At 56.5% G+C, this 21,641-nt stretch carries 14 protein-coding genes, 1 pseudogene and 1 riboswitch; of the genes and pseudogenes, 7 read left to right on the top strand and 8 right to left on the bottom strand.

Annotated elements, in window-relative coordinates; all coding sequences use genetic code 11:
- Positions 1-223: 223 nt before the first annotated feature.
- The gene (gene pgi, locus AB2B48_RS19470) at positions 224-1,873 is read right to left on the bottom strand and encodes a glucose-6-phosphate isomerase (RefSeq protein ID WP_368299894.1); all 1,650 of its coding nucleotides are present in this window, start codon (positions 1,871-1,873) and stop codon (positions 224-226) included.
- A gap of 242 nt (positions 1,874-2,115) precedes the next feature.
- Positions 2,116-2,313: riboswitch (Lysine riboswitch) on the top strand.
- A 114-nt stretch (positions 2,314-2,427) separates the two neighbouring features.
- Between pgi and lysC the strand changes: the two genes are divergently transcribed.
- The 3 genes from lysC (at position 2,428) to AB2B48_RS19455 (ending at position 5,287) form a co-directional block, all read left to right on the top strand.
- Entirely contained in the window at positions 2,428-3,777 is a 1,350-nt protein-coding gene (lysC, locus tag AB2B48_RS19465) for a lysine-sensitive aspartokinase 3 (RefSeq protein WP_368299893.1), read from the top strand.
- Positions 3,778-3,994: 217 nt separating this feature from the next.
- Positions 3,995-4,921, top strand: coding sequence for a ketopantoate/pantoate/pantothenate transporter PanS (gene panS / locus AB2B48_RS19460; protein WP_368299891.1), 927 nt, complete (start codon positions 3,995-3,997; stop codon positions 4,919-4,921).
- 93 nt (positions 4,922-5,014) lie between these two features.
- Complete coding sequence (locus AB2B48_RS19455) at positions 5,015-5,287, top strand: DUF3811 domain-containing protein (RefSeq protein ID WP_220440464.1); 273 nt, start codon at positions 5,015-5,017, stop codon at positions 5,285-5,287.
- Here the strand turns inward: AB2B48_RS19455 and rluF are convergent.
- Positions 5,284-6,162 (bottom strand): 23S rRNA pseudouridine(2604) synthase RluF, encoded by an 879-nt coding sequence (gene rluF / locus AB2B48_RS19450; RefSeq protein WP_185668431.1) that lies wholly within the window; start codon positions 6,160-6,162, stop codon positions 5,284-5,286. The two genes, AB2B48_RS19455 and rluF, sit on opposite strands and share 4 nt — an antisense overlap.
- 219 nt (positions 6,163-6,381) lie before the next feature.
- Here rluF and AB2B48_RS19445 point away from each other — a divergent pair.
- From AB2B48_RS19445 to pepE, 3 genes and pseudogenes are all read left to right on the top strand, one after another.
- Positions 6,382-7,181 (top strand): annotated as a pseudogene (locus tag AB2B48_RS19445) (sugar-binding transcriptional regulator).
- 21 nt (positions 7,182-7,202) lie between these two features.
- Positions 7,203-8,015 carry a shikimate 5-dehydrogenase gene (locus AB2B48_RS19440; RefSeq protein ID WP_368299889.1) on the top strand — a complete coding sequence of 271 codons (813 nt, stop codon included), beginning with the start codon at positions 7,203-7,205 and terminating at the stop codon, positions 8,013-8,015.
- Between the two features lie 135 nt (positions 8,016-8,150).
- Positions 8,151-8,840, top strand: coding sequence for a dipeptidase PepE (gene pepE / locus AB2B48_RS19435; RefSeq protein ID WP_185668505.1), 690 nt, complete (start codon positions 8,151-8,153; stop codon positions 8,838-8,840).
- Positions 8,841-8,928: 88 nt separating this feature from the next.
- Here pepE and AB2B48_RS19430 read toward each other — a convergent pair whose 3' ends face one another.
- Positions 8,929-10,560 carry a Na/Pi cotransporter family protein gene (locus AB2B48_RS19430; RefSeq protein WP_185668428.1) on the bottom strand — a complete coding sequence of 544 codons (1,632 nt, stop codon included), beginning with the start codon at positions 10,558-10,560 and terminating at the stop codon, positions 8,929-8,931.
- A gap of 212 nt (positions 10,561-10,772) precedes the next feature.
- A complete protein-coding gene (gene metH, locus AB2B48_RS19425; protein WP_368299887.1) occupies positions 10,773-14,456 on the bottom strand; it encodes a methionine synthase in 3,684 nt (1,227 codons plus the stop codon).
- 198 nt (positions 14,457-14,654) lie between these two features.
- Here metH and iclR point away from each other — a divergent pair, with 198 nt between their 5' ends.
- Positions 14,655-15,479 carry a glyoxylate bypass operon transcriptional repressor IclR gene (iclR, locus tag AB2B48_RS19420; protein WP_185668426.1) on the top strand — a complete coding sequence of 275 codons (825 nt, stop codon included), beginning with the start codon at positions 14,655-14,657 and terminating at the stop codon, positions 15,477-15,479.
- Between the two features lie 22 nt (positions 15,480-15,501).
- Here the strand turns inward: iclR and aceK are convergent, their stop codons facing one another.
- From aceK to metA, 4 genes are all read right to left on the bottom strand, one after another.
- Complete coding sequence (aceK, locus tag AB2B48_RS19415; protein ID WP_368299886.1) at positions 15,502-17,253, bottom strand: bifunctional isocitrate dehydrogenase kinase/phosphatase; 1,752 nt, start codon at positions 17,251-17,253, stop codon at positions 15,502-15,504.
- 102 nt (positions 17,254-17,355) lie between these two features.
- A complete protein-coding gene (gene aceA / locus AB2B48_RS19410) occupies positions 17,356-18,660 on the bottom strand; it encodes an isocitrate lyase (protein ID WP_185668424.1) in 1,305 nt (434 codons plus the stop codon).
- 31 nt (positions 18,661-18,691) lie between these two features.
- Complete coding sequence (gene aceB / locus AB2B48_RS19405; RefSeq protein WP_368299885.1) at positions 18,692-20,293, bottom strand: malate synthase A; 1,602 nt, start codon at positions 20,291-20,293, stop codon at positions 18,692-18,694.
- Between the two features lie 271 nt (positions 20,294-20,564).
- Positions 20,565-21,494 (bottom strand): homoserine O-acetyltransferase MetA, encoded by a 930-nt coding sequence (gene metA / locus AB2B48_RS19400; RefSeq protein WP_185668422.1) that lies wholly within the window; start codon positions 21,492-21,494, stop codon positions 20,565-20,567.
- Positions 21,495-21,641 lie beyond the last annotated feature (147 nt).

Here is a 21,641-nt window from a genome sequence, read left to right as displayed (position 1 = left end):
AGGAAAATATGAAAATGGGATATAAGAAAATAAAATATCAATAAATAACAAGCAGTTAATTAAAGATACAAAAATGGCAATATACGGTTAATCCGAAACACACACCTGGGATAGGTGATATTTAGGATTATACTCAATATCAATATAATTCAGAAAACAGAGATATACGGAATTATCTGACAAAAAAATGCCGGCATTACGCCGGCATTGAGAATATATAACCTTACGCGCGCCAGGATTTATAACGGTTGATCAGGCCGTTGGTGGAGCTATCGTGGCTGTCGATGGCTTTATCATCATTCAGCTCCGGCAGAATGCGGTTAGCCAGCTGTTTACCCAGCTCAACGCCCCATTGGTCGAAGGTGAAGATGTTCAGGATTGCACCCTGAGTGAAGATTTTGTGCTCGTACAGGGCAATCAGCGCACCCAGGCTGTACGGGGTAATTTCGCGCAGCAGGATGGAGTTGGTTGGACGGTTGCCTTCGAACACTTTGAACGGTACCACGTAATCCAGGGTTGCTGGGTCTTTACCCTGGTCACGGTATTCCTGCTCAACCACTTCTCGGGATTTACCAAACGCCAGCGCTTCGGTCTGAGCGAAGAAGTTAGACAGCAGCTTCGGATGGTGGTCGGTCAGCGGGTTGTGGGTGATGGCCGGGGCGATGAAATCGCACGGTACGATTTTGGTGCCCTGGTGGATCAGCTGATAGAACGCGTGCTGGCCGTTGGTGCCCGGCTCGCCCCAGATGATTGGGCCAGTCTGGTGCTCAACTTTGTTGCCGTTACGGTCAACGTATTTACCGTTGGACTCCATGTTGCCCTGCTGGAAGTACGCGGCAAAGCGGTGCATGTACTGGTCGTACGGCAGAATCGCTTCAGTTTCGGTACCGTAAAAATTGTTGTACCAGATGCCGATCAGCGCCAGCAGTACCGGCAGATTTTTCTCGGCCGGGGTGGTGGAGAAGTGCTTATCCATCGCGTGTGCGCCGGAAAGCAGTTCAACGAAGTTGTCGTAGCCTACAGACAGGATGATAGACAGACCAATCGCGGACCACAGAGAGTAACGGCCGCCAACCCAGTCCCAGAACTCAAACATGTTAGCCGTATCGATACCGAACTCGGACACCGCTTTACCGTTGGTAGACAGCGCGGCGAAGTGTTTTGCCACGTGCTTCTGATCGCCCGCGCTTGCCAGGAACCAGTCACGCGCGCTGTGGGCGTTGGTCATGGTTTCCTGAGTGGTGAAGGTTTTAGACGCCACCAGGAACAGCGTGGTTTCCGGGTTCAGGTTCTTCAGCGCTTCGGCGATGTGGGTACCATCGACGTTAGAGACGAAGTGCATATTCAGATGATTTTTGTACGGACGCAGCGCTTCAGTCACCATGAATGGGCCGAGGTCGGAGCCGCCGATACCGATGTTCACCACGTCAGTGATGGATTTGCCGGTATAGCCTTTCCACTGACCGGAGATGATCGCCTCAGAGAAGGCTTTCATCTTCTCCAGCACCGCGTTCACTTCCGGCATCACGTCTTTGCCATCAACGATAATCGGGGTATTGCTACGGTTACGCAGCGCCACGTGCAGCACGGCACGGTCTTCGGTGCGGTTGATTTTCTCGCCGGAGAACATGGACTTAATCGCGCCGCTCAGATCGGTCTCTTTGGCCAGATCCAGCAGTTTTGCCAGGGTCTCTTCGGTAATACGGTTTTTGGAGAAATCGACCAGCATCTGATCGTCGAAGGTGGCGGAAAGCTTGCTGAAACGGTCGCCATCTTTGGCGAACAGTTCCGCAATGGTCACGTCCTTCATGGCATCGAAGTGTTTCTGTAGTGCCTGCCACGCAGCGGTCTGCGTTGGGTTGATGTTTTTCATTAGCAATACCCTTCTGATTTAAGAATCAAACTGCCTCGATTGTAGCGCCTGTCACAAAAAATTGTGATGGTTTTAATGTTATCCCCCCTAAGGCTGGCAAAATCGCGCAGAAAACAGACAAAAGTATAGCCTTTATAAGCCCCGTTTCTGTGGGGCTCGCCTGCATGAAAAATCCGCATAACCCCAACGTTGACAAGCTACCCGCTAACCCTTTATTTATAAACGTACTACCTGCGCGTGCGCAGGCCAGAAGAGGCGCGTTGCCCAGGTAAAGGGTGTGGGAGGAACCAATCCTGTGAAAACACCTGAGGGGGAGCAACGCCGAGATGCGTGAACAACAGGTTGCGTTCACCATCGGCTGCAGGGGCTGAATCCCCTGGGTTGTCACCAGAAACGTTCGCAGTCGGGCGTTTCGCAAGTGGTGGAGCACTTCTGGGTGAAATCGTAGTTGTTTATCGCTCTGCGCCCACCCGTTTTTCGCTCTTCCCTTGTGCCAAGGCTGAATAATTTGGTCCGGTTTATTTAAACCAGGCCTCCCCTGACACGAGGTTATTATGACAGCATTAGTCGTCGCCAAATTTGGTGGCACCAGCGTGGCCGATTTTGACGCCATGAACCGTAGCGCCGATGTGGTGCTCTCCGACGCTAGCGTACGCGTGGTTGTGCTGTCTGCTTCGGCGGGCGTCACCAACCTGTTGGTTGCCCTCGCCGAAGGGCTGGAGCCAGCCGAGCGCCAGGCCAAACTGGAAGCCATCCGCGCCATTCAGTACGCCGTGCTTGAACGTCTGGCCAACCCTGCCGTTATCCGCGATGAAATCGAACGCCTGCTGGAAAACCTCGGCACGCTAGCGGAAGCCGCTTCTCTGGCAACCTCCACCGCCCTGACCGATGAACTGGTCAGCCACGGCGAACTGATGTCCACCCTGCTGTTTGTTGAAATTCTGCGTGAACGCCACGTGCAGGCGCAGTGGTTTGACGTGCGTAAAGTGATGCGTACCAGCGACCGCTTTGGCCGCGCTGAGCCGGACGTTGCCGCACTGGCCGAACTGGCCACCCAACAGCTGGCCCCGCGTCTTGACGAAGGTCTGGTGATCACCCAGGGCTTTATCGGCAGCGAAGGCAAAGGCCGTACTACCACGCTTGGCCGTGGCGGCAGCGACTATACCGCTGCGCTGCTGGGCGAAGCGCTGCATGCGACCCGCGTCGATATCTGGACCGACGTGCCGGGGATCTACACCACCGACCCGCGTGTGGTGCCAGCGGCAAAACGTATTGATGAAATCGCTTTTGAAGAGGCCGCTGAACTGGCGACCTTTGGCGCGAAAGTGCTGCATCCAGCCACCCTGCTGCCTGCCGTTCGCAGCGATATTCCGGTGTTTGTCGGTTCCAGCAAAGATCCAAAAGCCGGCGGCACCATGGTGTGCAATAAAACCGCTAACCCGCCGCTGTTCCGCGCGCTGGCGCTGCGCCGCAAGCAGACCCTGTTGACCCTGCACAGCCTGAACATGCTGCACTCCCGCGGCTTCCTGGCAGAAGTGTTCGGCATTCTGGCGCGCCACAGTATCTCTGTCGATCTGATCACCACCTCTGAAGTCAGCGTCGCGCTGACGCTGGATACCACCGGCTCCACCTCTACCGGCGACACGCTGCTGACGCAGTCATTGCTGATGGAACTGTCGGCGCTGTGCCGCGTAGAAGTGGAAGAGAACCTGGCGCTAGTGGCCTTGATTGGTAATAACCTGTCGAAAGCCTGCGGCGTGGGCAAAGAGGTATTTGGCGTGCTTGAGCCGTTCAACATCCGCATGATTTGCTACGGCGCATCCAGCTATAACCTGTGCTTCCTGGTACCGGGCGCGGAAGCCGAGCAGGTGGTGCAGAAACTTCATCATAATTTGTTTGAATAATATTTCACCACGCGATAAACAATAACTATAGCCGGGCTCGAACCCGGCTTTTTTATAACAACACAACATCCATATACACAAAATCATTCGAGTTGGATCAAGGCGGCAAGCGAGCGAATCCCCGGGAGCGTACATAAGTACGTGACTGGGGTGAGAGAGCGCAGCCAACGCAGAGGCAACTTGAAGGATGAAGTGTATAAATCGCAAGGAATACAACATGCTCGCCGTAATCACCCGGCTGTTCCCGTTATGGGCGCTGCTGCTCTCTGTTATTGCCTATTTCACTCCCACCACCTTCACGCCTATTGGGCCGCTGGTTCCTTCGCTGCTGATGCTGATTATGTTCGGCATGGGCGTGCATCTAAAGGTGGACGATTTTAAACGCGTACTGTCACGACCTGCGCCAGTTGCGGCGGGGATTTTCCTGCACTATCTGGTGATGCCGCTCGCTGCCTGGCTGCTGGCGCTGGCTTTCCATATGCCGCCGGAGCTGTCCGCCGGGATGGTGCTGGTGGGTAGCGTGGCCAGTGGAACCGCGTCGAACGTGATGATCTTTCTGGCGAAGGGCGATGTGGCGCTATCGGTCACTATCTCGTCCGTCTCCACGCTGGTTGGCGTGGTTGCCACGCCGCTGCTGACCCGCCTGTACGTCGATGCGCATATTCAGGTCGATGTAATGGGTATGCTGCTCAGCATTCTGCAGATTGTGGTGATCCCGATTGCTATGGGTCTGGTTATCCACCACCTGTTCCCACGCGTGGTGAAAGCAGTGGAGCCTTATCTGCCGGCGTTTTCGATGATCTGCATTCTGGCGATTATCAGCGCAGTGGTCGCCGGTTCCGCGTCGCATATCGCGTCCGTAGGCTTTATGGTGATTATCGCGGTTATTCTGCACAACACCATCGGCCTGCTCGGCGGTTACTGGGGCGGGCGTCTGTTTGGCTTTGATGAGTCGACCTGCCGCACGCTGGCCATTGAGGTCGGTATGCAGAACTCCGGGCTTGCCGCGGCGCTGGGGAAAATCTACTTCGGGCCGCTGGCCGCCCTGCCTGGCGCACTGTTCTCCGTATGGCATAACCTGTCTGGGTCACTGCTGGCAGGGTACTGGTCAGGGAAGCCTATCAACCAGACAAAGCAAAAATAAACTCGTAGCCCGGCCAAGCAAAGCGCCGCCGGGCTACAAAGATATGCCCCTTTGCCGTACACTGGGTTAACTATCCGATTGAGGGCAACCCTTATGGCACTCCCCCGCATTACGCAAAAAGAGATGACCGAGCGCGAGCAGCGTGAACTAAAAACCCTGCTCGACCGCGCGCGCATTGCGCATGGCCGTCCGCTGTCCAACGCGGAAACCAATAGCGTGAAAAAGGAGTACATCGATAAGCTGATGGTTCAGCGCGAAGCCGAAGCGAAGAAAGCCCGCCAGGTGAAAAAACAGCAGGCTTATAAACCGGATAGCGAAAGTTCGTTTTCGTGGTCGGCGAACACGCCGACGCGCGGCAGGCGTTAACGGCCTTTCTTTTTACGTCCCGGTGCGGTGAAACGTTTACCGTTTCCATTGCCCGCCGGGCGCGCTGGCTTCTCGCTGGTCTTTTCCATCTTCACCACCGGGCGCTTAATACCGGCGGTTTTCGGCTTGGCCTTCACCTTCGGTTTTGCTTCGGAGGAAGAGTTTTCAATCAGCTTGAACAAATCCACCAGCTCGTCGTCGGTCAGGTCGCGCCATTCACCCAGCGGGATCCCCGTCAGGCTGACGTTCATAATGCGCGTACGCTCGAGCTTGGTCACTTCGAAACCGAAGTGTTCGCACATGCGGCGAATCTGACGGTTTAAGCCCTGCACCAGGGTAATACGGAAGACGAAAGGCGCCTCTTTCTTCACCTTACACTTCTTCGTCACCGTACCCAGAATCGGTACGCCCGCGCCCATCCCCCGAATAAACTCATCGGTAACCGGCTTGTCGACGGTGACCAGATACTCTTTTTCATGGTCGTTGCCGGCACGCAGGATCTTGTTCACCAGGTCGCCGTGGTTGGTGAGGAAAATCAGCCCTTGGGAGTCTTTATCCAGACGGCCAATCGGGAAGATACGCTTGCTGTGGTTAACGAAATCCACAATGTTGTCGCGCTCGCCGTCTTCGGTGGTACTGACGATACCGACGGGTTTATTCAGCGCAATCAGCACCAGATCATCCGCTTCCCGCGGCTCAATCAATCGACCGTTCACTTTCACAACGTCGCCCGGCACAACCTGATCGCCAATGGTGGCGCGCTTACCGTTGATAAAGACGTTGCCTTGTTCGATAAAGCGATCCGCTTCGCGACGCGAGCAGATGCCGCTTTCGCTGATGTATTTATTTAATCGGGTGGATGAGTCTGGCAGCATAAATTCTCCTGTAAAAGCGAAATATACCCTACCTTTCGGGTGAGAAAAAATAGTCCGCGACAAATCATTGTTTTCATCACGCCCTTTCTGCACAAAAGTGCATGCCTATGACCAGCGGCTTTTCCATAAATACGCTTGAACTCCCTGCATGACGGCGTTATACCAGATCGAGAACCCGTTTTTACGTTTTGCACATATGTGCAGGAGTCAGCCACTTCGATGGAAAACAGCGACGATATCCGCCTAATCGTGAAAATTGCCCAGCTTTATTACGAGCAGGAGATGACGCAGGCGCAAATCGCCCACCAGCTGGGGATTTATCGCACTACCATCAGCCGCCTGCTCAAGCGCGGGCGCGAACCTATGGCGCGCAGCTGTTTGAACGACTGCTGTCGCCCAACGCCGTGATTGGATTCGGCTGGGGTCGCGCAGTCAGCGCGTTGGTCGAGGCGTTACCGCAGTCCAGCCAGCCTCGTCCGCTGGTGTACGTGCCTATCGTTGGCGGCCCCTCTGGCAAGCTTCCTAGCCGCTACCACGTCAACACGCTGACCTACAGCGCCGCCACACGACTCAAGGGCGAGTCGTATCTCGCTGACTTCCCGGCTTTGCTGGATAACCCGCTGATTCGTCAAGGCATCATGCAATCTCCGCATTTTCAGACGCTGGCCGAGTACTGGCAGCGTCTGGACATCGCGCTGGTTGGCATCGGCTCCCCCGCTATTCGCCATGCGGCCAACTGGCAGGCATTTTACGGTAATGCGCAAAGCGATGAGCTGGAGGCGCTTCAGGTAGCTGGGGATATCTGCTCGCGCTTTTTTGCCGTTGACGGCACGCCCGTTGCCACCGCGATGCAGGACAAAACGCTCTCCATTGAGCTCAAGGGCTTAAAGCAGGCCCGCTATGTCATCGGCCTGGCAAGCGGTGAAGAGAAGCATGCCGCTATCCTTGGCGCGCTGCGCGGGCAGCATATCAACGCGCTGGTCACCGACCGGGCCACCGCAGAATATTTAGTGCAGTAAAACATTAACGAGGACATGACCATGATTAACCGCGATACCCAGCTGTGCATGTCGCTTGCCGGCCGCCCCGGCAACTTTGGCACGCGCTTTCATAACTATCTGTATGAAAAACTGGGGCTGAATTTTATCTATAAAGCCTTTACCACGCAGGATATTGAGGCGGCGGTGAAAGGCGTTCGCGCGCTGGGCATTCGCGGCTGCGCGGTATCGATGCCGTTTAAAGAGAGCTGCATGGTATTTCTGGATGCTATCGATCCATCGGCCAGGGTCATCGACTCCGTCAACACCATCGTCAATGACAACGGCCATCTGACCGGGTTTAACACCGACTACATCGCGGTAAAAAGCCTGATTGCCAGCCACCAGCTTGATACCGCTGCCCGAGTGATGATTCAGGGCAGCGGCGGGATAGGTAAAGCGGTGATTGCCGCCTTCCGCGACGCGGGCTTTAGCGATGTGATTATCGCCGCCCGCAACGAGGCCAACGGCACCGCGCTGGCAAAACAGTACGGGTTCCAATGGCAGGCACAGCCGGACGGTGACGGTATTGATATTCTGGTTAACGTCACGCCTATCGGCATGGCGGGCGGTAAAGAGAGCGAGCAACTCGCCTTTAGTGAAGCGATGGTGGCACGCGCCAGCGTGGTGTTTGACGTGGTGGCTCTGCCGCCGGAAACGCCGGTGATTCAGCTCGCCCAGCGCTTGGGGAAAAAGACCATCAGCGGTGCTGAAGTGATTGCCCTGCAGGCAGTGGAACAGTTTGTGATGTATACCGGCGTAAGGCCGGACGATGCGCTGGTAGCTGAGGCGGCGGCGTTTGCCAGAGCGGGATAGTAGACACGGTAGGCCATCTGCGAGCCCGCCTCCTGACTCTCTACTGCAACATCGTGAACTACATCAGTAAGCGGCCTGACGCAGGGTGGTAACATGCCGCCCTGCTCGATAATTTTCTGATGAATAGGAGAAATGATGGACTTACTTCTGCTGAGTAACTCGACGCTGCCGGGTAAAGCCTGGCTGGAACACGCGCTGCCGCTGATTGCCGGGCAGTTGAACGGCCGCCGTCGCGCGGTGTTTCTGCCGTTTGCGGGCGTGACGCAGACCTGGGACGAGTACACGGCAAAAACCGCCGCCGTTCTGGCGCCGTTAGGCGTGACGGTGACCGGTATCCATAGCGTGGCAGATCCTATTTCCGCGATTGAAAATGCCGAGGTGATTATCGTCGGCGGCGGCAACACCTTCCAACTGCTGAAAGAGAGCCGCGAGCGCGGGCTGCTGGCACCAATTGTCGACGTAGTGAAGCGCGGCGCGCTGTACGTCGGCTGGAGCGCGGGCGCTAACCTTGCCTGCCAGACTATCCGCACCACTAACGATATGCCGATTGTCGATCCGAAAGGGTTTGATGCGCTGGGGCTGTTCCCGCTGCAGATTAACCCACACTTCACCAACGCGCTGCCGGAAGGCCATAAGGGCGAAACCCGCGAGCAGCGTATTCGCGAACTGCTGGTCGTGGCGCCGGAATTAACGGTGATTGGTCTGCCGGAAGGCAACTGGATTCAGGTGGCAAACGGGGAAGCGACGCTTGGCGGGCCGCGTACCACCTATGTGTTCAGAGCGGGAGAAGAGGCGGTCGCGCTGGAGGAAGGGCATCGCTTCTGAGCCGTAAACCCGGGGTCGGCGTAAACGCCTCGCCCGGGCTACGTATCATCAAGGTAGCCCGGCCGAGCGCAGCGACGCCGGGGTTGCGCTAGTAATCGTCGCGATCGTCGTCTTCATCCGGCTGCTCCAGCACGCTGTAGGCAACGGAGCAGAACAGCGAGTTCAGGCGCAGCATGTCACCCAGCAGCGCCAGGTGCAGCGTACTGGTTTCAATACTCTGCACGTTCTGCTGGTGTAGGCGGTCGACGTGCGCGTGGGCGTAGCGGCGGTTCAGAATACGGAACCGGTGCTTGCTGCGACGCAGGCGACGGGCGCTGGTGACATCACCGGCGAAGAAGACCGACATCGCCAGCTGCAGGTTGCTTAACAGCAGCTCATACAGCGCTTCCAGCTCTTTTAACCCCTCAACCGAGAATGCCCGACGCGCGGCCAGCGATTTGTCGGCGATCTCGCTGCCCATGCGCTCGATAATGTCCGAAGCCTGTTCGAGGTTAAGCGACATTTCGATAATCTCCGCCCAGCGGCGGGACTCCTCTTCCGCCAGCTCATCTTTCGGCATTCGCGCCAGATAGAGCTTGATGGCGGTGTAGAGCACGTTGATATCATCCGCCTGCTTACGCAGGTTTTTCTCTTCACGCGGCTCGCCGTGCATCACCTTCTTTAACCCATCCAGCATCTGCTCGGTGGCATCACCGATGCGCAGCGTTTCGCGGGCGGCATTGGCCAGCGCCAGCGTTGGAGTATCCAGCGCGGTCACGTCCAGGTGCTTCGGCTTGAGGTTGGCATCCAGCTCCGGCTCATCGCGGATCAAGCGCTTACAGAGTCGTGCCATCGGCTCGGCGAACGGCACCATCGCCACGCAGCGAATCAGGTTATAGAAGACGTGGAAGTAAATAACCAGTTCGGACTCCGGCAGCGGCAGCTTGTGCATCACGTCGGCCAGCATATGGACGAACGGCAGAATAATCAGGCTGCCCACCAGCTTGAACAGCAGGCTTCCCAGCGCTACGCGGCGGGCGGCGGCGTTCGCGGCGCTGTTGTTGAGCATCGCCAGCAGGCCAGAGCCCAGGTTGGCGCCAATCACCAGGCACAGCGCCACCGGGAAGGAGATAATCCCTGCGGTGGTCAGCGTCGCGGTCAGCAGTACTGCCGCCAGGCTGGAGTAACTGATGATGGCAAACACCGCACCAATCAGGGCATCCAGCAGAATATCGCCGGTCAGCGAGGCAAAAATCACCTGTACGCCGTTGGCTTCGGTAATCGGCCTGACCGCCTGAACAATTAATTCCAGCGCCAGCAGGATAAGCCCCAGGCCAATTCCGACGCGGCCAAGCTGCCCTTCGCGGGTCTGCTTGCGGCCAAGGAAAAAGGCTACGCCGATAAATATCAGCAGCGGCGACAGCCACGATAGATCGAAGGTCAGGATACGCGCCATCAGCGCGGTCCCCACGTCGGCGCCCAGCACAATCACCAGCGCGGGCGTCAGGGCAACCAGATCCTGCGCGACAAAGGAGGTCACCAGCATGGTGGTGGCGTTACTGCTCTGGACCAGCGCGGTAACACCAATACCCGCGCAGAAGGCGAGCGGTTTTTTCTCGACGCTGCGGCTGAGCACGGTACGCAGGCGCGCGCCGAAGACGCGCATCACGCCAGTACGCACGATATGGGTGCCCCACACCAACAGCGAGACGGCAGAAAGCAGGTGCAGCAGAGTTAACACGGAATCATTTTCTCCTTATTGTTATGGGTTCCTGAGGCTCATATGCCTGTTGGCGCTGCGCTTATCAGGCCGACAAATCATCCCTATGCTGGCCGGAAAAGGTGTACAGCGCGCGTGAGCCTTCTTTCAGTATAAGGGTTTACGCACAATAAAGAGACAGGGCACTCATTGAGTGCCCTGTTAGTTGTAAGGAAAGATGACGGTTTTGTGAATCAGTCGGCATCGTAGCCGAGGTTCGGCGCCAGCCAGCGCTCCACTTCCGCCACGCTCATCCCTTTACGGAAAGCATAATCCTCAACCTGGTCGCGCTGGATCTGCGCCACCGCGTAGTACTTGCTGTCCGGGTGGCTGAAGTACCAACCGGAGACCGATGCGCCAGGCCACATGGCGAAGGATTCGGTCAGCTTCATACCGGTGTGGGTTTCCACGTCCAGCAGCTCCCAGATGGTGCCTTTTTCGGTGTGTTCCGGGCAGGCCGGGTAGCCCGGTGCCGGGCGAATACCCTGATAGTTTTCGCGGATCAGCTCTTCATTGCTCAGGTTTTCATTCGGCGCATAGCCCCAGTAAACCTTACGCACGCGCTCGTGCAGATACTCGGCGAAGGCTTCCGCCAGACGGTCGGAAATCGCCTTCACCATGATCTTGTTGTAATCATCGTGCTGCGCTTCAAACGCATCGGCCAGAGCATCTTCTTCCAGACCACCGGTCACCGCGAAGGCACCGATGTAGTCCGCTTTGCCGGAGGTTTTCGGCGCGACAAAGTCAGACAGACAGTAGTTCGCAAAGCCGACTTTCTCCGTCTGCTGGCGCAGATGGCGGCTGACGGTCAGCACGTGGGTGCGCGTTTCGTCGCGATAGATTTCCACATCGTCGCCCACGCGGTTGGCCGGGAACAGCCCGACGACGCCACGAGGGTTGAGGGATTTCTCCGCGCTCAGTTGATCGAGCATGTCGTTGGCATCTTTGAACAGGCGCTTCGCCTCTTCACCCACCACTTCATCTTCAAGAATGCGCGGGTACTTCCCGGCCAGCGACCAGGTCATAAAGAACGGCGTCCAGTCGATGTAGTTACGCAGCGTTTCGATGCTGGCTTCCACTTCCTGCACGCCCAGACGATGCGCCACCGGCGGGGTGTAGTTTTCCCAGTCGAATGCCAGATCGTTTTCACGCGCGGCAGCCAGCGTTACCGGCGGCGTGCGTGGTTTCTTACGCCCGTGCTGAATACGCACGGTTTCGTACTCTTTACGCGTACGAGCAACAAAGTCGTCGTGCTGAGTATCGGAGAGCAACGCCGCGACAACGCCAACGGTGCGCGAGGCGTTCTGTACGTAAACCGTTGGGCCGCTGTAGTTCTGCTCGATTTTCACCGCGGTGTGCGCTTTTGAGGTGGTCGCGCCGCCAATCAGTAGCGGAATGGTAAAGCCCTGACGCTCCATCTCTTTCGCCACATTGACCATTTCGTCCAGCGACGGGGTAATCAGGCCAGAGAGACCAATCAGATCCGCATTCACTTCTTTGGCGGTTTTGAGGATTTTATCCGCCGGAACCATCACACCGAGGTCGATGATTTCGTAGTTATTACACTGCAACACCACGCCGACGATGTTTTTGCCGATGTCGTGTACGTCGCCCTTCACGGTCGCGATAACCATCTTGCCGTTGCTGGAGCCTTTCTCTTTGCTGGCTTCAATGTACGGTTCAAGGTAGGCCACCGCCTGCTTCATCACGCGAGCCGATTTCACCACCTGCGGCAGGAACATTTTGCCCTCACCGAACAGGTCGCCGACCACGTTCATGCCGTCCATCAGCGGCCCTTCGATAACCTCAATCGGGCGCGCGGCCTGCTGGCGGGCTTCTTCGGTATCGAGTTCGATAAATTCGGTAATGCCTTTCACCAGCGAGTATTCGAGACGCTTTTTCACGTCCCAGCTACGCCATTCCGCCTGTTGCGCGTTGGCGGTCTCGTCGGTTTTGCTACCGCGATATTTCTCGGCCAGCTCCAGCAGACGCTCGGTGCCGTCGTCGCGACGGTTGAGGATCACGTCCTCTACCGCATCGCGCAGTTCAGCTGGCAGGTCGTCATAAATCGCCAGCTGGCCGGCGTTGACGATCCCCATGTCCATGCCGTTACGGATAGCGTAGTAGAGGAACACCGCGTGAATCGCTTCACGCACCGGGTCGTTGCCGCGGAACGAGAACGACACGTTAGAAACACCGCCGGAGATCAGCGCGTGTGGCAGCTCGCGTTTGATGTCTTCACAGGCGCCGATAAAGTCCTGCGCGTAGTTGTTGTGCTCTTCAATGCCGGTTGCCACGGCGAAGATATTCGGGTCAAAGATGATGTCTTCCGGCGGGAAGCCCACCTCTTGGGTCAGAATGTTGTAGGCGCGGCGGCAAATCTCAATTTTGCGTTCGCGAGTGTCAGCCTGGCCCACTTCATCAAAGGCCATCACCACCATCGCCGCGCCGTAGCGACGCACTTTTTTCGCGTGTTCAATAAACGGCTCAACGCCCTCTTTCATCGAGATGGAGTTGACGATGCCCTTGCCCTGGATGCACTTCAGCCCCTTTTCGATAACCTCCCATTTGGAGGAGTCGATCATAATCGGTACGCGGGCAATATCCGGTTCACCGGCAATCAGGTTGAGGAAACGCACCATCGCCGCTTCGGCGTCGAGCATCCCTTCATCCATGTTGATGTCGATAATCTGTGCACCGCTTTCCACCTGCTGGCGGGCCACGTCCAGCGCTTCGTTGTATTTTTCTTCTTTGATCAGGCGCTTAAACTTCGCCGAGCCGGTGACGTTGGTACGTTCGCCGACGTTCACAAACAGGCTGTCGTCGCCAATGTTCAGCGGCTCAAGGCCGGACAGACGGCAGGCCACCGGCAGATCCGGCAGCTTGCGCGGCGGCAAGCCTTCAACCGCGCGGCTCATCGCCGCAATGTGTTCTGGGGTGGTGCCGCAGCAGCCGCCGACCACGTTGAGGAAGCCCGCCTGCGCCCATTCCTGAATCTGGGCGGCCATGGTGTCAGCATCGAGGTCATATTCGCCAAAGGCGTTCGGCAGACCAGCGTTCGGGTGCGCGGTCACGTAGCATTCTGCAATGCGCGACAACTCCTGCACATACTGGCGCAGTTCGTCCGGGCCTAACGCACAGTTGAGGCCGAAGGTCAGGGCGTCGGCGTGACGCAGGGAGTTATAGAACGCTTCGGTGGTCTGGCCGGAGAGCGTACGCCCGGAGGCGTCGGTGATGGTGCCGGAAATCATGATCGGCAGGTCAACGCCCAGCGCTTCAAACTCTTCTTTCACCGCAAAAATCGCCGCTTTGGCGTTCAGGGTATCGAAGACGGTCTCAATCAGGATCAGGTCGCTACCGCCCTCCACCAGCGCTTTGGTGGATTCACGGTAGGCCGCCACCAGCTGATCGAAGGTGACGTTACGGTAAGCCGGGTCGTTGACGTCCGGTGAGATAGACGCAGTACGGTTGGTTGGGCCAAGCACGCCCGCGACGTAGCGCGGTTTATTTGGCGTACGTGCCGTCCATTCGTCGGCACAGGCACGTGCCAGCTTCGCCGCAGCAAAGTTAATCTCCGCCGACAGGGATTCCATCTGGTAATCCGCCATGGCGATGATCGTGGAGTTAAAGGTGTTGGTTTCAATGATATCCGCGCCCGCTTCAAAGTAGGCGTTATGGATAGCGCTGATCACCTCCGGCTTGCTGAGCACCAGCAGGTCGTTGTTTCCCTTCAGGTCACAGGGCCAGTCGGCGAAACGCTCGCCGCGGAAGTCCTGCTCGCTCAGACGATAGCCCTGGATCATGGTGCCCATGCCCCCGTCCAGAACCAGAATACGTTCATTTAACTGCGCACGCAGTTGCTCCACTTTGCTGCTCACAAGCACTCCCGACACCGCTCAACGAAACCCAGACATAAAAAGGCAATAAAGCATACTGGCATAAACTGTGAGGGTGGAAAAGGAAACAACTTGCTACTTGAGACATGTTCAACATGACTCATCGGAGCAGTAATACGAACGGTTGTATTATAATCAATAAAAACGAAAACAATTTCCACGATACAGAAAGGAGTTGCGATGGTTGCCAACGTTCCTGCGAAACGCGGTAGAAAACCCGCCCCTGCCGCTGCCCCCGCAACTGGCCAGGTACAATCACTGACCCGCGGCCTGAAGCTGCTGGAGTGGATTGCCGAATCCCATAGCAGCGTCGCGCTGACCGAACTTGCGCAGCAGGCTGGGCTGCCGAACTCCACCACGCACCGCCTGCTCACCACCATGCAGCAGCTGGGGTTCGTGCGTCAGGTGGGTGAACTGGGGCACTGGTCCGTGGGCGCGCACGCCTTTATCGTCGGCAGCAGCTTCCTGCAAAGCCGTAATCTGCTAGCAATTGTCCACCCGATTCTGCGCAAGCTGATGGAAGACTCCGGCGAAACGGTGAATCTGGCGGTGCTTGATAAGAGCGATCATCAGGCGATTATTATCGACCAGGTACAGTGTACGCAGCTGATGCGTATGTCTGCCCCGATTGGCGGCAAGTTGCCGATGCACGCCTCCGGCGCGGGCAAAGCGTTTTTATCCCAGTTGAGCGAAGAGGAAGTTACCAGCCTTTTGCACCGTAAGGGGCTGCACGCTTACACCCACGCTACGCTGGTGTCGCCGGTGCACCTGAAGGACGATTTGGCCCAGACGCGCAAGCGCGGCTATTCGTTTGATGATGAAGAGCATGCGCTCGGCCTGCGCTGCGTGGCGTCGTGTATTTACGATGAGCACCGTGAGCCGTTTGCGGCTATCTCCATTTCCGGGCCGATTTCCCGTATCACCGACGACCGGGTCACCGAGTTTGGTGCGATGGTGATTAAGGCGGCGAAAGAAGTGACGCTGGCGTACGGCGGGATCCGTTAGGATTGCGTGCGGCCTGATGCCCTCACCCCGGCCCTCTCCCACAGGGAGAGGGAGAAAACCTGATGCAAAACCTCTGCTTGCGGCGGTAGGCATAAACATCTTCCACATGCCCATTTTTGATACGCGTCTGCAGACCACGCCAGTAGTCGGCGCTGAGCAGGTCGGCATGCATTTCCTCAAACAGCGGCCCGATACGCGGGTCGGCACACAGCCAGTGGCGGAACTCTTCCGGGAAGACATCCCCCGGCGACACGCTGTACCAGGGCTCGCTGGCGAGCTCGTCTTCCGGGTAGCGCGGCGGCGGAATATCGCGGAAGTTGACCTCCGTCATATAGCAAATCTCATCGTAGTCGTAGAACACCACGCGGCCGTGGCGGGTGACGCCGAAGTTTTTAAACAGCATATCGCCAGGGAAAATATTGGCAGCAGCAAGCTGACGAATGGCGTTGCCGTACTCTTCCACCGCATCACGCAGCGGCTGACCCTCCACCCTCTCCAGCCAGATATTCAGCGGCACCATTCGGCGTTCGATATAGAGATGGCTTATTGCAATTTTATCACCCATATCGACGATCTTACCCGGAACTTCCTGCAATAACAGCGCCATTAACGCGGGCGCAATCTGCTGCTTATCCAACACGAAGTTTTCAAATTCCTGGGTATCCGCCATGCGGCCCACGCGGTCATGCTCTTTTACCAGCTGATAGCAGGCGCGCACGTGAGCGGCAGACATCTCTTTTTGCGGCGCAAAGCGGTCTTTAATCACCTTAAACACCCGGTCAAAGCCCGGCAGCGTAAACACCAGCATCACCATTCCGCGAATGCCCGGTGCTTCGATAAACTGCTCGTCGGTGCTGGCGATATAGTTCAGGTACTCACGATAGCTTTCGGTTTTCGCATGCTTCTGGCAGCCAATCGCCATATACAGTTCGGCGGTGGTTTTGCCCGGCAGGATCTCCCGCAGCCACTCCACCAGGGCGGCGGGCAACGGGGCATAAACCATAAAGTAGGAACGCGCGAAGCCAAAGACGATACTCGCCTCTTCGGTGGTGGTGAGGCAGGTATCGACGAAAAGCTCCCCTTCATCAGTGCGGTGAATTGGGATTAAAAACGGCAGCGTACCGTTTGGCGTGATGAGCTTACCGATAAGCCAGGCCGCTTTATTACGGTAAAACAGTTCGTTAGCAATTTGCAGATGCGCACGCTGCAGCATCTCAGCGCCCAGCGTTTCGCTCAGGTGCGCCATAATGTAGCCGACATCGCGGAATTTATTTTGCCACGGCAGACGTAGCGGCAGGTCGCTGAGCATTTTGAAAATCACCGCTTCCCAGCCATATTCGGGGAAGAAGTCTTTCGCTAGCGGCCGGGGGATAGCGCGGAAGCGGCGTTCCGGCTGCGAGCTGAAAATAAATAACCGCTCGGGGCTAAGCGAGCGGTGATCGAATAATCGACAATAGACCGAGTTAAAAAAGCTCTCGGCAATTTCAAAGCGCGGGTAATCCGGCAGCAGTCGGGTGTACTGCGCCTTAACGCGCAGCAGAAAATCCGCATCGGTGCTTTTACCATCGGTAATGCAGCGCAGCTGTTCAACCACCAACCCCACGTGGTGGTCGTACAGATGGATACGGCTTTTCATCGCCTGCTGAACCGCATGCCAGTCGGCCTGTTCAAACCGTTGCTGTGCGCCGGAAGTGACTTCCAGAAAACGCCCATACTGGGCGTCAAATCCCTGCAAAATGGTCTGCGCAATCAGTAATTCCAGGCCTCGCGTCATCAATTCTCTCCATCCGGCACCGAGTCATGCCGGATGGCGCGTTCACTTCTCCGGCCTACATATCGTTGTAGGCCCGGTAAGCGCTGTGCCACCGGGCAGTAATCAGAACTGCGATTCTTCAGTCGAGCCGGTCAGCGCGGTCACCGAGGAGGTGCCGCCCTGGATAATAGTGGTGACATTATCGAAATAGCCGGTGCCCACTTCCTGCTGGTGAGAAACGAAGGTATAGCCATCTTTCGCCGCCGCGAACTCAGCCTGCTGCACCTTCTCAACGTAGTGCTTCATCCCCTCGCCCTGGGCGTAAGAGTGCGCCAGGTCGAACATGTTGAACCACATGCTGTGGATGCCCGCCAGGGTGATGAACTGGTACTTGTAACCCATATCTGACAGCTGCTGCTGGAAGCTGGCGATGGTTTTATCATCCAGCTTTTTCTGCCAGTTGAACGACGGCGAGCAGTTGTAGGCCAGCAGTTTGCCAGGGTATTTCGCGTGGATAGCGTCGGCAAAGCGCTTCGCCAATGCCAGATCCGGGGTAGAAGTTTCACACCACACCAGGTCGGCGTACGGCGCGTAGGCCAGGCCGCGGCTGATCGCTTGTTCAATGCCCGCATGGGTGCGGTAGAAGCCTTCGCTGGTGCGCTCGCCGGTAATGAAGTCGCTGTCGTACGGGTCGCAGTCGGAGGTGATGAGATCCGCCGCATCCGCATCAGTACGAGCGATCAGCAGGGTTGGAACACCCATCACATCGGCCGCCAGACGTGCGGCGACCAGTTTCTGAATCGCTTCCTGAGTCGGTACCAGCACCTTGCCGCCCATGTGACCGCATTTTTTCACTGAGGCCAGCTGATCTTCGAAGTGCACCGCCGCTGCACCGGCTGCAATCATCGACTTCATCAGTTCAAACGCGTTCAGTACGCCACCGAAGCCGGCTTCCGCATCGGCGACAATCGGCAGGAAATAGTCCACATAGCGCGGGTCGTTTGGCTCAATACCGTTCGCCCACTGAATTTGATCCGCGCGGCGGAAGGTGTTGTTGATTCTGTCGACCACCGCCGGGACGGAGTTCGCTGGATAGAGCGACTGGTCCGGGTACATGCTGGAAGCCAGGTTCGCGTCCGCCGCCACCTGCCAGCCGGACAGATACACCGCTTCAATACCCGCTTTCGCCTGCTGCAGCGCCTGACCGCCGGTCAGCGCGCCAAGGCTGTTGACGTAGCCCTTTTTCGATTCACCGTGCAGCAGACGCCACATTCTGGCGGCACCGAGCTGGGCCAGCGTACATTCCGGGTTGACCGACCCGCGCAGTTTCACCACTTCTTCCGCGCTGTACGGGCGACGAATGCCCTCCCAGCGAGGCTGCGTCCACTCTTTTTGTAAATCTTCGATTTGTTGGGTACGAGTTTTCATGTGCAGATGCTCCATATTGTTATGTGGTGAATTACGCCAGCAGGCGGTAGCCAGGCAGGGTCAAGAAGTCGATAAGTTCGTCGGAGGTGGTGATCTGCTCCATCAGGCGTGCGGCATCATCGAAACGGCCACCGCTGAAGCGCGCATCGCCCAGCTCGTCTTTGATAACCAGCAGCTCTTCGGCCAGCATCTGGCGGAACAGCGGTTTGGTAACCGGTTTGCCGTTGCTGAGCGTTTTCTGATGGTGGATCCACTGCCAGATGGAGGTGCGGGAGATCTCAGCGGTTGCCGCATCTTCCATCAGGCCATAAATCGGTACGCAGCCGTTGCCGGAGATCCAGGCTTCGATGTACTGCACCGCCACGCGAATGTTGGCGCGCATCCCCTCTTCCGTGCGCTCGCCGTCGCACGGTGACAGCAGTTCTTCTGCGGTAATCGGCGCGTCGTCAGCGCGGGAAACGGCTAACTGGTTTGGACACTCGCCCAGTACCTCGTTAAACACCGCCATTGCGGTATCCGCCAGACCGGGGTGCGCCACCCATGTACCGTCATGGCCGTTGTTAGCTTCCAGCGATTTATCCGCTTTCACCTTATTCAGCACCTGCGCGTTGCGCTCGGCATCTTTACTCGGGATAAACGCCGCCATGCCGCCCATGGCGAAGGCGCCACGCTTGTGGCAGGTTTTAATCAGCAGGCGCGAGTAAGCGCTGAGGAACGGTTTATCCATCGTCACCACCTGACGATCCGGCAGTACGCGGTCCGGGTGGTTCTTCAGGGTTTTGATATAGCTGAAGATGTAGTCCCAACGGCCGCAGTTCAGACCGACAATATGGTCACGCAGCGCGTGCAAAATTTCGTCCATCTGGAAAACTGCCGGCAGCGTTTCAATCAGCAGCGTGGCTTTGATGGTGCCGCGCGGCAGGTTGAAGCGATCTTCTGCGAAGCAGAACACCTCGTTCCACCAGGCCGCTTCCTGCCAGGCCTGCGTTTTCGGCAGATAGAAATAGGGGCCGCTGCCTTTTGCCAGCAACGCTTTGTAGTTGTGGAAGAAGTAGAGCGCGAAATCAAACAGGCTGCCCGGGATGGCTTCACCGCGCCATGTAACGTGTTTTTCCGGCAGATGCAGGCCACGCACACGGCAGATGAGCACCGCCGGGTCGGGCTTAAGCTGGTAAATTTTGCCCGCGTCGTTGGTATAGCTGATGGTGCCATTGACGGCATCGCGCAGGTTGATCTGGCCTTCAATCACCTTGTTCCAGTCCGGCGCGAGGGAGTCTTCAAAATCGGCCATGAACACTTTGACGTTCGCGTTCATCGCGTTAATCACCATTTTGCGCTCAACCGGCCCGGTGATTTCTACGCGACGATCCTGCAAATCAGCCGGAATACCGCGAACCGTCCAGTTACCCTCTCTAATGGAAGCGGTTTCCGAAATGAAACCGGGGAGTTTACCGTCATCGATATCCTGCTGCTGCTGAATACGTGCAGCCAGCAGCTTATTGCGTTTAGGCGTAAATCGGGTCACCAGTTCGGTCAGAAATTCCACCGCTTCCGCAGTCAGAACTTGCTGTTCCTGCGCGCCAGAAGGCTTCAGAAAAGCCAGTTCATCGGTTGTTGTGGCCTGTTGTGTCATGGTGCAGCTCCTCGTGAGTGATCCGAATAGTTTCCCCGCCAGCTGAGCAGAAGATCGTTGTGTGGTTTTCGCTCAACGTTTTTAATCCTAATCAATAAAATTAAAAAAACAAAAACAATTTCCATTTTTAATTAAAAACAAATACAACTTATTGATTAGTAATAAGATAAAAATTTATTTTGCACTGGGGGTGATTTCGGAAACAAAAAAGGCACCCGAAGGTGCCTGATTGAGAATGCTGAAACGCTTTAGGATCGTGGAAGGTAGAAGATCAATCCAGCGTAGGGTTCATATTCCGCAGATCATACGGAGTGATCTGGTAGACGTAGTAGTTGAGCCAGTTGGCAAACAGCAGATTTCCGTGGCTGCGCCAGGTCGCGTGCGGTTTGTTATTCGGGTCATCTTTCGGGAAGTAGTTATACGGCACTTCCGGGGTTAAACCGGCATCCACATCGCGGAAAAATTCGCTCGCCAGGGTATGCGCATCATATTCCGGGTGGCCGGTAACAAAGGCGATACGCTTATCTTTGCTGGCAAACAGATAGGCGTCACCGCCTTCCGTTTCGGCGAGAATTTCCAGGTCGGTATAGTCACGAATCAGCTGCGCCGGGAAGTCGGCATAGCGAGAGTGCGGGGCCAGGAAGCTATCATCAAAGCCGCGCGTCAGCAGGGCATGCGGGTGGAGAATGTGGTGTTCATAAACGCCGGAGAGCTTGTCGTTGCGGGTTTGCTTGGGAATGCCATAGAGAATATTGAGCGCGGCCTGTACCGCCCAACAGACAAACAGCGTCGACGTGACGTGATCTTTGGCCCACTCGAGCACCTGTTTGATCTGCGGCCAGTAGGCAACGTCGTTAAATTCTACCAGCCCAAGCGGCGCACCGGTGACGATCAGACCATCAAAGTTCTGGTCGCGAATGTCGTCGAAATTACAGTAAAAGTTATTAAGATGCTCCGTTGGTGTATTACGCGACTCGCGTGCATCAATACGCAGGAGCTGGATATCCAGCTGCAGCGGAGAGTTTGACAGAAGGCGTAAAAATTGGTTTTCTGTCTCAATCTTCTTCGGCATCAGGTTGAGTATCAGCACCTTCAAAGGACGAATTTCCTGACCCGTAGCACGCGACGTGGTCATCACAAAGACGTTCTCATCACGCAAGAAATTGACGGCTGGTAGCTCGTCCTGCACCCGAATCGGCATAACCTTATTACCTCACAGCATACGTATAAACGTTTAGACATCCAGACAGCTAACGATACCCAGATTTCCGTTAAATGTCGAGTCTGCAAGTTGAAGGTGAGAAAGTTTCAATTACTTATAAGGTAGAATGTTGAAACGATTCGAAAA

The sequence above is a fragment of the Kluyvera sichuanensis genome, from assembly GCF_040930405.1.
Taxonomy (GTDB): domain Bacteria; phylum Pseudomonadota; class Gammaproteobacteria; order Enterobacterales; family Enterobacteriaceae; genus Kluyvera; species Kluyvera sichuanensis.
The sequence above is the reverse complement of the archived record's forward strand: the minus strand, read 5'-3'. Positions and strand labels throughout refer to the sequence as shown.